At 35.2% G+C, this 15,218-nt stretch carries 15 protein-coding genes and 3 pseudogenes; 15 read left to right on the top strand and 3 right to left on the bottom strand.

All coding sequences use genetic code 11. The annotated features are described in order from the left end of the window. Positions 1-93 precede the first annotated feature (93 nt). The 3 genes from SJY24_RS13655 to SJY24_RS13665 all read left to right on the top strand — a co-directional run bounded on the left by SJY24_RS13655 (position 94) and on the right by SJY24_RS13665 (position 2,333). Entirely contained in the window at positions 94-657 is a 564-nt protein-coding gene (locus SJY24_RS13655) for a GNAT family N-acetyltransferase (protein ID WP_377864987.1), read from the top strand. Next, on the top strand, positions 654-1,358 hold the full coding sequence (locus SJY24_RS13660) for an SDR family NAD(P)-dependent oxidoreductase (RefSeq protein WP_377864988.1): 705 nt from the start codon (positions 654-656) through the stop codon (positions 1,356-1,358). Before SJY24_RS13655 ends, SJY24_RS13660 begins: the two co-directional genes overlap by 4 nt. A gap of 75 nt (positions 1,359-1,433) precedes the next feature. Then, positions 1,434-2,333 carry a PhzF family phenazine biosynthesis isomerase gene (locus SJY24_RS13665; protein WP_377864990.1) on the top strand — a complete coding sequence of 300 codons (900 nt, stop codon included), beginning with the start codon at positions 1,434-1,436 and terminating at the stop codon, positions 2,331-2,333. Between the two features lie 35 nt (positions 2,334-2,368). Here SJY24_RS13665 and SJY24_RS13670 read toward each other — a convergent pair whose 3' ends face one another. Beyond that, complete coding sequence (locus SJY24_RS13670) at positions 2,369-2,578, bottom strand: hypothetical protein (RefSeq protein WP_000801638.1); 210 nt, start codon at positions 2,576-2,578, stop codon at positions 2,369-2,371. 84 nt (positions 2,579-2,662) lie between these two features. On the opposite strand from SJY24_RS13670, the gene SJY24_RS13675 reads away from it, so the two are divergent. The 7 genes from SJY24_RS13675 to SJY24_RS13705 all read left to right on the top strand — a co-directional run bounded on the left by SJY24_RS13675 (position 2,663) and on the right by SJY24_RS13705 (position 7,733). Then, the gene (locus SJY24_RS13675; protein ID WP_377864991.1) at positions 2,663-3,412 is read left to right on the top strand and encodes a Nif3-like dinuclear metal center hexameric protein; all 750 of its coding nucleotides are present in this window, start codon (positions 2,663-2,665) and stop codon (positions 3,410-3,412) included. 5 nt (positions 3,413-3,417) lie between these two features. Next, positions 3,418-3,909 (top strand): NUDIX hydrolase, encoded by a 492-nt coding sequence (locus tag SJY24_RS13680; RefSeq protein WP_377864992.1) that lies wholly within the window; start codon positions 3,418-3,420, stop codon positions 3,907-3,909. Positions 3,910-4,019: 110 nt separating this feature from the next. After that, complete coding sequence (locus SJY24_RS13685; RefSeq protein WP_377864993.1) at positions 4,020-4,886, top strand: phosphotransferase; 867 nt, start codon at positions 4,020-4,022, stop codon at positions 4,884-4,886. Positions 4,887-4,913: 27 nt separating this feature from the next. Next, a complete protein-coding gene (locus SJY24_RS13690; protein WP_377864994.1) occupies positions 4,914-5,471 on the top strand; it encodes a DUF7010 family protein in 558 nt (185 codons plus the stop codon). Between the two features lie 29 nt (positions 5,472-5,500). Next, complete coding sequence (locus SJY24_RS13695) at positions 5,501-6,325, top strand: MBL fold metallo-hydrolase (RefSeq protein WP_377864995.1); 825 nt, start codon at positions 5,501-5,503, stop codon at positions 6,323-6,325. Between the two features lie 16 nt (positions 6,326-6,341). Continuing rightward, a complete protein-coding gene (locus SJY24_RS13700) occupies positions 6,342-6,908 on the top strand; it encodes an SGNH/GDSL hydrolase family protein (protein WP_377864996.1) in 567 nt (188 codons plus the stop codon). Positions 6,909-7,256: 348 nt separating this feature from the next. Next, on the top strand, positions 7,257-7,733 hold the full coding sequence (locus tag SJY24_RS13705; RefSeq protein WP_377864997.1) for a heme-degrading domain-containing protein: 477 nt from the start codon (positions 7,257-7,259) through the stop codon (positions 7,731-7,733). Here the strand turns inward: SJY24_RS13705 and SJY24_RS13710 are convergent. Beyond that, positions 7,671-7,892, bottom strand: a complete 222-nt coding sequence (locus tag SJY24_RS13710) for a winged helix-turn-helix transcriptional regulator (protein WP_377867250.1) — start codon at positions 7,890-7,892, stop codon at positions 7,671-7,673. The two genes, SJY24_RS13705 and SJY24_RS13710, sit on opposite strands and share 63 nt — an antisense overlap. A gap of 474 nt (positions 7,893-8,366) precedes the next feature. Here SJY24_RS13710 and SJY24_RS13715 point away from each other — a divergent pair. Next, positions 8,367-8,967: pseudogene (locus SJY24_RS13715) on the top strand (nitroreductase family protein). A 210-nt stretch (positions 8,968-9,177) separates the two neighbouring features. Further along, positions 9,178-9,444: pseudogene (locus SJY24_RS13720) on the top strand (M4 family metallopeptidase); the annotation flags it as partial. 208 nt (positions 9,445-9,652) lie between these two features. Here SJY24_RS13720 and SJY24_RS13725 read toward each other — a convergent pair. Continuing rightward, positions 9,653-10,648 carry a zinc-dependent alcohol dehydrogenase family protein gene (locus tag SJY24_RS13725; RefSeq protein WP_377864998.1) on the bottom strand — a complete coding sequence of 332 codons (996 nt, stop codon included), beginning with the start codon at positions 10,646-10,648 and terminating at the stop codon, positions 9,653-9,655. Positions 10,649-10,726: 78 nt separating this feature from the next. Between SJY24_RS13725 and SJY24_RS13730 the strand changes: the two are divergent. From SJY24_RS13730 to tkt, 3 genes and pseudogenes are all read left to right on the top strand, one after another. Continuing rightward, a pseudogene (locus SJY24_RS13730) lies at positions 10,727-11,044 on the top strand (LLM class flavin-dependent oxidoreductase); the annotation flags it as partial. A gap of 648 nt (positions 11,045-11,692) precedes the next feature. Then, positions 11,693-13,177 (top strand): glucose-6-phosphate dehydrogenase, encoded by a 1,485-nt coding sequence (gene zwf / locus SJY24_RS13735; RefSeq protein WP_377864999.1) that lies wholly within the window; start codon positions 11,693-11,695, stop codon positions 13,175-13,177. 39 nt (positions 13,178-13,216) lie between these two features. Next, positions 13,217-15,211 carry a transketolase gene (gene tkt / locus SJY24_RS13740; protein ID WP_377865000.1) on the top strand — a complete coding sequence of 665 codons (1,995 nt, stop codon included), beginning with the start codon at positions 13,217-13,219 and terminating at the stop codon, positions 15,209-15,211. Positions 15,212-15,218 lie beyond the last annotated feature (7 nt).

A 15,218-nucleotide genomic window follows, 5' to 3' on the forward strand; every position in this document is an offset into this window, starting at 1 on the left:
TTTGTTTATAAAAAACATAATGATTTACTAGATTTTGTATTTTGTGTAAGATAATAAAGAATATTTAATTAACAATTAAAGGAAGAGATATAAATGAAGCTGCCACTATTACAAGTAGAGACAGAGAGACTTATTATTCGTCCATTTCAAAAAGAGGATTATGAAAGTTGGTTAGATGGATTCAATAAGAGGTTACCATCTCAATATAAATACGATGATGGCTATCATGATATGTCGTCTTCAACAAAAGAATGGTTCACGGAATGGATAAGAGGATTTGATGAGGCGGCAAGACGGGATGAAATGTACGTTCTAGGTATTTTTCAGAAAGAAGATGGTGCCAATATTGGAAAGCTAGAACTTATAAAAATTTTACGTATGGACTATCAATGGGCGATGATGGGCTACTCTATTCATAATCAATATTGGAAAAATGGATACGGAGCAGAAAGTGTAATAGCTGCGCTGCCGTTATTTTTTAATAGCCTTCAATTTCATAGAATTGAATTACATATACATATCGATAATGAGCCATCTATTCGTCTTGCAGAAAGAGCTGGTTTTTCATTTGAATGTATGAGAGAGGCATTTTCTATGGAGAATGGCAAGTGGGCAGATTTTCTTATTTATTATAAAAATAAGGAGATGGATAGATGAGGGTACTTATTACAGGTGGAAATCGTGGATTAGGGCTAGAGTTAGTAAAAGTATTTCATGAAAATGGACATGTTGTTTATCCGTTAGTTAGAACTGAGGTTTCGGTAATGAAATTGAAGAAAATGTTTAGTTCTAGATGTTTTCCTATATTAGCAGATTTATCGGCTGATGAGAGCACTGAGCAAATTAAGAACCAGCTGGAGGAATATACAAAGTATATTGATCTAGTTATAAATAACGCTGGAATTACTGGTAAGGAAACCGAGATTTTACGTACAAATTCAGAAGAGTTAATGGAACTATTTAATGTTCATTGCTTAGGAGTTATTCGAGCTGTAAAAGGTACATATGTGGCTTTAACTAAGTCGAATCAACCAAGAATAATAAATGTATCCTCTCGTTTAGGTTCATTACATAAAATGGCTGGAAAAGAATTTCCACAAGGGCAGTTCTCATATTCATATCGGATCGCAAAAGCTGCACAAAATATGTTAACGCTCTGCTTACAACAGGAGTTTGAGAATGAAGGAATTGGTGTAACCGCAATTCACCCTGGGAAGTTAAAGACTGACATTGGTGCTTTTGATGCGAATATGACTCCTGCTGAAGGAGCACAAAATATATATGATTGGGTAATAGATTCAAATGAGGATGTGTCAGGGAAGTTTATTGAGCCGGGCGTAGGGGAATTGAAGTGGTAAAGTGCGATCTTACAACCATTCAAAATATATTTGGGCCTTCAAAAAAATTTAAAAAAAGGATTAGGGGATATGAGAATGAAAAAAGTAAGCGTAGTCCATTATGATGCATTTAGTAATAAACCGAATATGGGAAATCCAGCAGGTATTGTATTAGAAGGAGATGGATTAACGGAAGAGGAAATGCAGCGTATTGCTGAAAAGGTTGGATTTAACGAAACAGCTTTCGTTCTTTCTTCAGAAGTAGCAGATATAAGAATTCGCTATTTTACGCCTGGTCATGAAAATGATTTATGTGGTCATGCGACAGTAGGGACTATATATGCACTTCATGAAAGAGGATTAATAGAAGGGAAACACAATTTAACAATTGAAACAAAGGCGGGGGTTTTGCCAATACATATAGGTGCGAATAAAAGCGGGGAAACTTTTATTAAAATGAGACAAGCAACACCGCGGTTTCAAAATTTTACAGGTCCCAAAGAGGCAGTAGCTTACAGTATTGGTCTTGAAGTAAATGATTTAGATGAAAAATTACCGATTGTATATGGAAGTACTGGTATTTGGACTTTAATTGTACCTATTAAAAAACTTGAAGCATGTGAAAGGATGAAGCCTAATAATAGTGAATTTCCATCTGTATTAAAAGAAATGCCAAAGGTTGCTATTCATCCACTTTGCTTGGAAACATATGATGCAGAAGCAAAAATGCACGGTCGTCATTTCTCATCACCTTATTCTGGAACAATAGAAGATCCTGTGACAGGGACAGCTTCAGGTGTAATGGGAGCGTATTATGCAACGTATTTGGAGAAAGATTTTGACCATGAACTGGAGTTAATCGTTGAGCAAGGACAGGAAATAAATAAAGATGGTCGTGTAACGGTTTATGTAACGAAAGATGTGGAGGAAGAGAAGTTACAAATAGATATTGCGGGAACAGCGGTATATGTGAAAGAGTTTGAAATTTCAATATAAAAGAATGAAGCCCAGCACATAGCTGGGACTTCTCTTTATCTGTTCAACACTTCAATATACGAAGCATCTCCAGTTGTTCTAATAGTAGAGCGGAAATTGTTGTGTTCTAACGTTTCAGCAACTTGTTTTAATTGCTGTGCATCATCATGATGAATGAGTAAACTATCTGCACCACTTTCTTCTATATGAATATGCTCAACATTTCCAATCGCTTCATGTATAGCTTTTAAAAATTCAGGTTTCATATTGTCCTCCTATATGTATGTAACGTCGTTAAATAGTATTTCCTTATTTTTGAAATATAAAAGTAAATGAAAGGAGAAATGAAAATGAATATAACACAGTTTAAAGAACATATTACATCACTTTTTGAAGAGCACCTTAATAAATACGGTGATGACGAGTATGGCTTCACTCACATTAGTAAAGAGGAATTTCACAAAATAGGTTACACGACAAATTTGACACTAGAGACAATTGAAGAAGCGTATAGAAATGGTGTCGATATGATAGTTACACATCATGCGCCATGGAGCTTTTTATTCGGTATGGAAGGGGCTTGTATTGAGAAATTAAAAGAATATGAAATGAATCATTTTTGGATTCATTTGCCGTTAGATTTTGTAAAGTTTGGCACGTGTACGTCATTATTTAACGAAATTGAGATAGATACAATACTGGCGTATTCCACGTATGAGAAAGAAGAGCTACCGGGAATAGGAGAATATAAAGAAGCGATTCCCTTTTCAAATTTAGTTGAAAAACTTGAAGAGAGAATGGAAGAGAAAGTGAAGAGCTGGAAAAATCATGACAGACCAGTGAAACGGATTGCGATTTTAACGGGTGCAGGGAACAATACAAATTTGATTGAGCGTGCGCTAGAAAAAGGTTGTGATACGTACATAACAGGAGAAAAAACATTATATACGGTGCAACATGCAAAATTTAAAAGGATAAATTTAATTGTAGGTAGTCACACATTTACAGAAGTGTTTGGTGTAGAAAGTTTGGCTCGTAAGTTAAAAGAAAGAGATAATTCAATAGAAATTACTAGATTAAATGAAGATCATTTGGAGTGAGGGAAATGGTAACTGTATATGCAAATTATGGGGAATCAAAAGTGAAGTTAACGTGGAAAAAAGATTGTATATTGCCAGAATACGAAAAAATCACGAGTGTTCACGGTTTTTGTTTTCATAATAATAAGATTTTACTAATAGACCATGAGCAGCGTGGTTGGGACTTTCCTGGTGGGCATATAGAAGAAGGGGAACTACCAGAAGAATGTTTTAAAAGAGAAGCGTGGGAAGAAGGTTATGTAAAAGGAGAATGTACTTTATTTGGATATATTATCGTTGACCATAGTGGTAATCCAAATTGGAATGAAAATAGTCCATATCCAAAAGTAGGGTATCAGCCGTTCTACCGGATGGAGATTAATGAAGTGCATAAGTTTGACGGTGAGTATGAATCCGATAAAAGGATGTTTGTTAGAGTAGAAGAGAGTGCAGCGCATCATTATAAATGGAATGAATTATATGATGAAATCTTGAAGGAAGCCGTTTTGATAAAATAAAAATTAATTTCTGCAATATTAAGATGTTAGAAGGGATTCTCTTGCAATTGTCAAATAATAGTAAAGTTGTCTTTTGAATTGAGGGAATCTTCAAATACGAGGGTGAGTGAATGAACATTTCAGTAATCGCTGAACAACTAGTTAATGAGAAGATTATTTCACATTATCCAAATAGCATGAAAGTGTTGAGCGGAGGAACGACAAGTACTGTATATTTGTTGGATGAAAGATATGTTGTGAAATCGAATGAAGCGAAAGTAATACGTGAAGAAGCTAATTTTCTTTCTTTTTATGAGGGGAATGCGTTATTTTCAAAGCTTTTGTATAAAGAAGCTTTACATACATATTTCGTGTATTCTTTCCTTGAAGGTAGTACTTCGTGCGAACAAGGACATAAACGAAGTACGCTTATTACACTTGTAAAAGAAGTTATCAATAAGTATAAAATTGTTCCGGGTGCAGATGGCTGGGGATGGAAAGAAAGTCTGGTTCAATCTTGGAATGAATTTTTAACGGCAAATGTGATGGAAGCTTATGAAAATGTAAGACGTTACATAAGTGAGGAAGAGTATAGAATTGTTCTTAAACTAGCGAATAGTCCAAATAGGGGGACTGGAATAAATCAGCCATTTTTATTACATGGTGATTTCGGATTCCATAACTTTATATTTCGAGAAAATAAGTTATATGGCGTGATAGACCCTTTACCAGTGTTAGGGGATCCTATATATGATTTAATTTACGCGTTCTGTTCAACTCCGGAAGATTTAACAAAAGAAACGATTGATTATGTGATGAAACAATGTGTATTTCATAAAAAAGAACGAGATTTATATGAGGAAATAGTCATAGGCTTATATTTACGTATAGATACGTGTATAAGACACCACCCAAAAGATTTAGAAGATTACTTAGTAGCTTGGCGTTATTGGATGAATGAGATTATGTTCGATAGCGAAAATAAGACGACATTATAGCACTTATATTTTGGGGGAGATATAGAAATGAACATTTCAGAAGCAAAAAGAGATTTAGCACAAAAAACGAAGAAGGGATTTCCTATTATAATAGCTGGTCTTTTATTTTGGATTGTAGCGAGCATAACTGGTGTTCTTCTTTCAGAAAAACAAGTTGTGTGGGTATATTTAATTGGTATGGGCTGTGTGTTTCCTTTCGGCTTAATGATAGCTGCTATATTAAAAATTGACATGTTTGCGAAAGGAAATCCGCTAGGGACTTTAGCTGGAGTAATTGGTGGGATAAATGTATTGAATATTCCGTTTGTATTACTTGCATATTTTCAATTTCCGGAGTGGTTACCTTTTGTAGTAGCGATGTTAATAGGTGTTCATTTTTTACCATATGTATGGATTTATGAAAGTAAAAGTTATGGTTTTTTATCAGTAGGAACTGTATTAGTAACGTCAGTATGTGGGATTCTTTTTGCGGAAAAAGGATTTATTGTAATTCCTATGGCGGTTACAGTTGTCTACTTTATTACTCTTATAAGCGTATCACTTGAAAATAAAAAAGCAGAAAACGATCAACAAATATCAGCTTAATAAAAAATTAAAGGGATAGGGGAATAACTATGAATAATTTCGTTTGTACAACGTGTGGCGTGCAGTATGCAGCGAGTGTGGAAGAACCGGTAAGTTGTGTTATTTGTGATGAGGAGAGACAATATGTTAATCCGAAAGGGCAGTCATGGACAACTTTAGAAAACTTGAGAACGAGTGATATGTATAAAAATGAAATTATAGAAGAAGAAAATGGACTGTATAGTATTACGACAAAACCAGGATTTGCGATCGGTCAAACGGCATTTGTAGTAAAAACAGAGTCATATCGTTTGTTATGGGATTGTATTACTTATTTAGATGACACGACAATTGAGAAGATAAAAGAGTGGGGCGGATTAGATGCGATTGCACTATCCCATCCGCATTATTATTCAACGCAAGTAGAATGGGCAGAAACATTCGATGTACCAATTTATATACATGAAGACGATAAAGAGTGGGTGATGCGTCCAAGTAGTCGTATTATTTATTGGTCTGGTGAGTCTTTACAATTAGCGGATGGGATTACTGTACATCGTCTCGGGGGGCATTTTAGTGGCGGTTCTGTATTACATTGGGAAGAAGGTAATGATGGGAAAGGTATTTTATTAACAGGTGATATTATTCAAGTTGTAGCGGATGAGCGGTGGGTGAGCTTCATGTACAGCTATCCGAACTTAATTCCACTACCAGCAAGGAAAGTGGAAAAAATGGCGAATCGAGTGAAACCGTTACAATTTAATCGTCTATATAACGCCTTTCACCGAGTAGTAAAAGAAAATGCAAATGAGGCAGTTGAACGTTCTGCGGAAAGATATGTGAAAGCGGTAGAAGGAAAGTTGTTTCATACGTAAAAGGAGTGCTAGATTAATGAAAACGTTAGTATGTTTTGGTGATAGTATTACAGCTGAAGAAACGTTTTTTGGTGGAACGCCTAGGTTAACACCGCGTTTGCAAGAGATGTTTCCAAATTGGAAAGTGGTTAATGCGGGTGTTCCAGGTGATAATACGTTCGATGGGTTACATAGGATTGAAGGTGATGTATTATCACATAAACCAGACTTTGTAACAGTTTTTCTTGGTACGAATGATTCGGTGTTATTTGATCCAGTGCCATTACAATCTTACAAAGAAAATTTAGAGGAAATTGTAAGTACGATTTCATCAGAAAAAGTATTACTTATTAGTCCTGCACCAGTTGATGAAGCAAGGCAACATAATAGAACGAATGAAGTACTCGGTCAATATGCAAATGTGGTTGAGGAAGTGGCGAAAGAAACAGGAAGTCATTTTCTAAATTTGTACGCTGAAATGATTCAAGAAAAGGATTATAAGAGATTTGTAGAAGATGATGAAAAAGACGGTTTACACTTCGGACCACAAGGTTATGAATATTTAGCGAAGTTAATTTGTGAAAAGTTAAAAGGGATTTTGTAGGAAGCAAAGCGTGGGCGCTTTGCTTTTTTGTATTTCTTGTAATGAATTCGCGTGTATTAAGTTGGCTTTTTCGGTATTCACACGAGTAAAATATAGTATCTTTTCGCAAGGACATTGTAGCACTGTAAAAATGCAAACACTTTAATATATTTTAATTAATCAAGGAAGTAGACAATTCTTGTACTAAATGTTTAGTATCTATAGCACTTTAAAGAACATACATTTTTAAAGTGTTAAATATAATTCATAATAGCACCATTAAGAAGCAAACAAGCGTTACAGTACTATAGAGTCTGGTAATTCTAAAAAGTGCCAATGTGGTATAAGACAATTAGGGAGGTTAAAGATATGAGTACTTCAAATTTGAGTGAAATAAGTAAACAAATATTAATAGAGGAGGAAACACTTCAATTTTCCTCTTTTACAAATGAAGATGCCTTGCAATTAGGTTTATTTATCGTTGAAACAGCAAAGCGAGAGGGGAAATTGATTGCTGTTGATATAGCAAAAAATGGTGTGCAATTATTTCATTTCAAGATGACAGGGACAACTGAGGAAAATACGAAATGGATTGAGCGTAAAAAACGGGTCGTTTCCCTGCATAATCATAGCTCGTATTATATGCAGATAGAAAGTGAGATAAGCGGAGTTCCATATCATGAAAAATACCGTTTAGATGGCTCGGAATATGCTGCGTTTGGTGGATGCTTTCCTATCCAAATAAAAAACGTAAGGGTTATTGGGATGATAACAGTCTCAGGATTACCACCAGAAGTAGATCATGAATTGGTTATAAGAGCAGTTAAAAATCATTTGAAGCAATAATAAAAAGGCAAAACTGAACAAGAATATGTTCGGTTTTGCCTTTTTATTATACTTTTTTGTAAACAGCAAATAGGATTCCATTATAGGAGGTACTTGATTGTACACTGTTTTTTGAATTACATTGTCTTCTTTCAGTTTGCGAAATTGCTGTATTAGTATCTCTTTTGTAAGGCATTAAAATTTTTAATTCACCTGTCACTTTTGTTAAATGACAAAGGAGAGTAGCTTAAATGTAATAAGTCAGGTAATGAGTTGTTAATGATTCCTGTATTTCTTGGTGATTACAATAAATTAATTCAATGTTACTATTTCCCATTAAAGACATGTCGCTTCAAGATAAAATTTGATGATTAAAATAGCTACATTTCATATTTGTGTAAATATGAAACACCTAGGATACATTAATAGAGAATGGGTAAAATAGTACCGAATGCTGATTCGATTTTATTAATGATGTTATAAGACTTTTTAAGTAAACTGAAGCGTCTTGGATAAGAAGTAGAGTGTTTAGATTTAGAATAATTCGCAACTGGTGTTAAGGAGTTCAATAATTAAAAATGAACTTCTTTAAACTCATATTATCTTCGAGATGTATCATTTTGGAGGATATTAGAACTCAGGAGGAAATAAATTATGACAAAAGATTTCTATACTGCACTGAAAGAAAGACGTACTTAATTATGGGATTAATAAAGAGGTACAAGTATCAGATGAAAAAATTAAAGAAATTGTGGAGTTTGCTGTGAAATATACTCCGTCAGCTTTTAATTCTCAAACTGCGCGATTAGTTGTATTATTTGGTGAAGCTCATAATAAATTATGGGATATTACAACTGAAACATTAAGAAAAGTAGTTGGAGATGGAGATTTTTCAGGAACGCAACAAAAAATGGATTCCTTTAAAGCTGGTTATGGAACCGTACTATACTTTGAAGATGAAGCTATAGTTAAATCGCTTCAAGAAAAATTTGCTGCATATGCTGAAAACTTCCCGATTTGGTCAAACCAAGCATCAGGTATGCACCAATTAGTTGTGTGGGCAGCATTAGAAGCTGAGGGATTAGGGGCATCTTTACAACATTATAATCCATTAATTGACGATGAAGTGAAAAAAGAATGGGATATCCCTGCCAATTGGAAACTAATTGCACAAATGCCATTTGGTAATCCAACAGCTGCATCAGGTGAAAAAGAATTCCAACCGCTTGAAGAGCGTGTGAAATTTCATAAATAATATTTAATGGACATCATCCGTAAGGGAATTGACTTTTTCATGAGTAAAAAGATTTTAGTTATGAATTCAATGACAAGTGTAACAATATGTATATTTCAAAAAACACGAAGGATTTTAAGTCTTCGTGTTTTTTGATTAATTTCTGAAAGAGAAGAAATAGAAGCGTAAAGGAAATTATATGATATTTAAACACTTGATATGAATTAATGTAACTATAATAATTATACTGATGAGAAACTGACTGACCACGATCATGGTGGTGTACACACGAACTCTAGCATTATTAATAAAGTAGCTTATTTGATTGCTAGTGGTGGAAATCATAATGGAGTAGATGTACCAAGTATTGGTGAAGATGAAATGTTTGATATTTTCTATTATGCAAATACGGATGAATTAAATATGATTTCTGATTTTAAAGAATTAAAAGAAGCTTGTATTCGTGTAGAAACGAACTTATATGGTAAAGACTCATGAGAAGTACAAGCTGTCCAACAAGTCTTTAAAGTAGCTTATATTTAAGACTATTAGGATGAATTATAAACCTTTTATTTTAATATGCAGAAAAAAATTGGGATTTCCCTGCAAGTTTTTTTGTTACGCATGGCATTTTATTTTATGTATCATTATCTCATGTTAATTGGTAATTAGGATAACTAATAAGTTATTTTTTATCGGGTCAAAATTACCAAACGTTTTTTAACACTATTTTTCCTATTGCTTTATTTGACTCCATATACTCATGTGCTTGTTCGACTTCATCAAACGTAAAAGACTTAGCATCTAGCAATGGGTGAAGTTTTCCTTCTTTTACTATTTGAGTTAACTTAGTTAAAATTTCTCCACAAGCGTCACGTTTATCTGTATGTAATATTTTTAATGCCATAAAAGTAACGTGCAGAGTAAGTCCTTTTGCATGTAAAGAAGAGAGGACATGTGTTGAACGAGCGGCAATTGTTACGACAGTTCCATTGACTGCAGCAGCTTCAAAAGAATTATCGAGATTCTTGCCACCTACTGTATCAAATATAACTTCAAATCCGTTTCCATCCGTATGTTTTTGCACATATTCTTGAACAGATTCTTCCTTATAATTAATAGCTATGTCGGCCCCTAGACGATGGGCTATTTCAATTTTGTTTTGCTGAGAAGCTGTTGTGAAAACTGTAGCACCTGCCCATTTAGCTAATTGAATGGCTACGTGTCCAACGCCACCAGTAGCTCCATGAATGAGCACATTTTGACCAGATTTAATATTTGCACGATCAAATAAAGATTCCCAAGCCGTAATTGCAACTAATGGCAGGGCAGCTGCTTCTTCCATTGTTAAATTGTTAGGTTTGTGAGCAATCAATCGTGCATCAGCAAGCATAAATTCTGCAAGTGCACCACTAATTTCTTTAAAACCTCCGGCACACCCATATACTTCATCGTCAGTTTTGAATTGCGAAACGCCTTCCCCCACTTCAATAACAATACCAGCTACATCCCCGTGTAATATAGCTGGAAATTCAGGAGCAACTGATGAAACAGCGCCACTACGCATTTTCGTATCGATTGGATTTACACTTGCTGCTTTTACATGGATTAGAACATGACCTGGTAAAAGTGTCGGTTTTGAAACTTCTTCTAATTGAAATATAGATGAATCCCCAAAAGAATGGATAATTTGTGCTTTCATTGTTTTTTACCTCCTGTTCGTGGCTATAGCATAGCAAAGTACAAAAAATAAGTATAATATTTTGAATTTGGCTAGCATGTTCCGACCTTTTTCACAGGTTTTAGTCAGCGAAATATGGAATGGTTTGCTGAATATAGCGAGGGGTGTATTATCCCCGTAGTCCGGTACATCAGGCAGTAGCAATTGGACAATAGTGAAAACTAGTAGAAGAATATCATCCAAATGTATTCAAACCATTTATACAGCCGATGTATATAGAGTTGTCTGAAAATCCAAACGAACGTCCTACACCAATACGTGTAGGTTACCTTACAGGTGTTAAAGCGCTGCTTGATGTATACGGAAGTATTGGATGAGCTAGAGGAAGAAGTGCTTCCACATTTTCTTGCATTGTAAAGGGAGGAATGGGAATTCTTTCAGGAAATTCGTCAAATATTAAGTAGAGTGGACTGTAGGCTATAAAAGGATTGAATCGTCTTATTATAGAAATAACTCTTGGTCATAATTTAAAATCCGCTTGCGAATTAAATACGAAGTTAAGTAAAAGTTTTTGATGAAACTAATATTTATTGTATGAGCATTATCTTTGAAAATGAATGGATATAGAATGAGTTAGTAATCCACAAAAAGTAATCTTTATGTGGATTTACGTTCAAGTTTTTGCGGGTGATGAAGTTAATAGGAGTTTTAATAAATAGATAAAGACTAAATAGTATTACAGAATAAAAACTCTTCAATCCAAGACATTTTTATTGACGATAATAATTTATGTGGTTAATATACTAGACATAATGTTATTAGATTACTAAAAGTAATTAGATAAATATTTTTCTGTAAGATCTAATAAATAAGTAATTTGCAGTACAAATGCTTTGAATTTCCACTATTAATATTGGGGACAATGAGAGAGCGAAAGGTATAAAAAGAATTGGAATTAGACAACTCTTTGTTTTTTATAAAAACAGGAAGTATAAGAGTATGAGCTTCTGTACAATTCATTTTTAATATATTGACTAATGTTATACACCACGAGGGGGACTAAAATTGGAATCAATGACCTTTGTTTTATTTGGAGCGACAGGGGACTTAGCGAAACGCAAAATTTACCCCGCACTATATAACTTATATAGAGATCAAAAGCTTCCAAAGCAAATATCTGTTATCGGGCTTGGGAGACGTGAAGTATCTCATATAGATTTTCAAAAAAGAATAGAAGAATCAATAGAGACGTTTTCCCGTCAGAGGGAAGAAGGTACTCCAGAACTCGAAGGTTTTTTAGATAATTTTCGTTATTGCCCATTAGATGTGAGTAAGCCGGAAGACTATGAGAGGTTATTACAAGTCGTTCGTGAAAGGGAAGAAGAACTACATATAAAAGGTAATAGGATGTTCTATCTTTCAGTTGCACCTGAATTTTTTGAGACAATTGCTTTAAATATTAAGAAAAGCGGACTTGATAAAACGGATGGATGGAAACGCTTGATGATTGAGAAACCGTTCGGGCACGATCTCAAATCTGCTCGTGAGCTTAATGATAAGCTTAGTCGAACGTTTGAAGAAGACGAGATATACCGTATTGATCATTATTTAGGTAAGCCGATGATCCAAAACCTTGAAGCACTAGAATTTGCAAATCCTGTTCTCCAATCGATTTGGAATAAAGAACATATTGCGAATGTACAAATCACAGCTAGTGAAACAGTTGGGGTTGAAGAAAGGGCAGGATATTATGATCAGGCTGGAGCCATTCGAGATATGGTTCAAAATCATATGTTACAAATATTAATGATGACTGCTATGAATCTGCCGGAAAAAATTAATGCATGTGAAATTCGAGAGGAAAAACGAAAGGTAATGGAGACGCTTCGTAAAGTGAAAAAAGAAGACGTTCAGAACCATATCATTCGCGGCCAGTACTCTTTAGGAGAGATAAACGGTCAACAAGTTGTAGCATATAAAGAGGAACCAGGAGTAAATCCTTCTTCTAACATAGACACATTTGTTGCTGCACGATTATGGATCGATAATCCGTTTTGGACTGGCGTTCCCTTCTATATAAGAACAGGCAAAAGAATGAAAGAAAAGTCTACTCGTATTGTAATCGAATTTAAAAATACGTTAAAACAACAATATCAAGATAATAATCCAAATGCAGAACCTAACTTATTAATAATTGAAATTAGCCCAGGTGAGAATGTTTCATTACAGTTAAATAGTAAAAATCCATTGAAAAATGGAGAGATTGAACCAATCCGTATTAACTTTACTTGTGAGCAAGCGGATGTGGGAGTACCTGAAGCCTATGAAAGACTTATCCATGATGCTGTAAGTGGAGACGCTACATTCTTTGCACATTGGAGGGAAGTTGAATTGTCATGGGAATGGGTACAACCAATTCTTGAAGCATTCGAGGAAAACTTATTGCCACTTCATGAATATGAGTCTGGTTCATATGGTCCAGATGCGTCTAATGAACTATTACAAGAAAGTGAATTTAAATGGTGGTTAGATCAAAAAACGGAAAAATAAGTACATTCTTAAATGAAAGTATTTAGGGGGACAATTACTATGGCACAAAACATGAGTCAATTAGCAGTGAATACACTTCGTACGTTATCGATTGATGCTATTAATGCGGCAAATTCAGGTCATCCAGGTCTTCCGATGGGAGCAGCACCAATGGCTTATGCATTATGGGCAAAGCATTTAAATTACAATCCTAATCATCCAGAATGGTTTAACCGTGATCGATTCGTTTTATCGGCGGGACATGGATCGAGTCTATTATATAGCCTACTTCATTTAGCTGGATATGACGTTTCAATCGATGACTTGAAAAGTTTCAGAAAGTTAAATAGTAAAACACCAGGACATCCTGAGTTTGGTCATACTCCTGGAGTTGAAGCGACTACAGGACCGTTAGGACAAGGGATTGCCAATGCTGTCGGAATGGCAATGGCAGAAGCGCATTTAGCAGCGAAGTTTAATAAGGATGGTCACTCTATTATAGATCACAATACGTATGCTTTAGTTGGAGACGGTGACTTAATGGAGGGTGTCGCTTATGAGGCGATGTCAATGGCAGGGCATATGAAACTTGGTAAGTTAATTGTACTGTATGATTCAAATGAAATTTCACTTGATGGTGAATTAAACATTGCTTTTTCTGAAGATATTCAGAAAAGGGTAGAGTCGGCACATTGGCAATATGTACGAGTTGAAGATGGAAATGATGTTGAGGCTATTACTAAAGCTATTCAATTAGCGAAAGAAAATACGGACCAACCTACTCTTATAGAAATTAGAACCATTATAGGTTATGGAAGTCCAAAAGTTGCTGGAACGAACAAAGCACATGGTAATCCGCTTGGATTAGAAGAGGCAACAGCGACAAAACAAGTGTATGGTTGGCATTATGAGGAAGATTTCTTTGTACCTGAAGAAGTGAAAGCTCATTTTAATGAGCTGAAACAAAAAGGTATTGAAAAAGATAACGAATGGAATGAGCAGTTCAACTTATACAGAGAAGCGAATCCTGCACTAGCAGATGAATTAGAAAAAGCGATTACAGGTGAAGTTTTAATCGAAGCGAAAGACATTCTGTCCTTCGATACAGATAAAACAATTTCGACTCGCGTTGCAAGTGGAGAAGCTATTAATCATTATGTGAAATCGATACCTTCTATTTTCGGTGGAAGTGCGGATCTTTCGCATTCCACTATGACAGATATAAAAGGTGAAGCGGTGTATGCAGTAGAATCGTATGCTGGCCGAAATATATACTTCGGTGTACGTGAGCATGCAATGGGCGCGGCAGCGAATGGGCTTGCACTTCATGGAGGAGTAAAACCTTTCGTTAGTACATTCTTTGTATTTAATGATTATCTTCGCCCATCAATTCGACTTGCTGCATTACAAAAGTTACCTGTTACTTACGTATTTACACATGATTCGATTGCTGTAGGAGAAGATGGTCCAACGCATGAACCAATTGAACAATTAGCAGCTCTTCGGGCAATTCCTGGTCTAACAGTTATCCGCCCATCAGATGCAAATGAAACAGCGAGTGCTTGGGCTTATGCTTTACAGCAAACGGATGGCCCAGTCGTTTTAGTACTTAGCCGTCAAAATTTACCGGTATTTAATGAAACGAAAGCGAACATAGAGAATCTTTCTAAAGGAGCTTACGTATTAGCACAAACAAATGAAAATCCGGATGTAATTTTAATTGCGACAGGTTCTGAAGTATCCTTAGCTGCTAGTGCAAAAGCGAAACTAGAAGAAGACAATGTCTCTGTTCGTATCGTTGCAATGCCAAGCTGGGAGTTATTCGATCACCAATCGAAAGAATATAAAGAATCAGTTCTTCCGTCTTCTGTAACAAAACGAGTATCTCTTGAGATGGGCGTATCTCTCGGTTGGGAGCGTTATGTAGGACAAGAAGGAAAAGTGCTATCAATTGAAACATTCGGAGCTTCAGGAACTGGGGCTGAAGTCATGAATCTATTTGGATTTACGACAGAAAATGTTGTTCGAATTACAAAAAATGTATTAAATTCTTAAGCCATGA

This window comes from Bacillus sp. R86525 (assembly GCF_042466195.1).
GTDB lineage: Bacteria > Bacillota > Bacilli > Bacillales > Bacillaceae_G > Bacillus_A > Bacillus_A nitratireducens.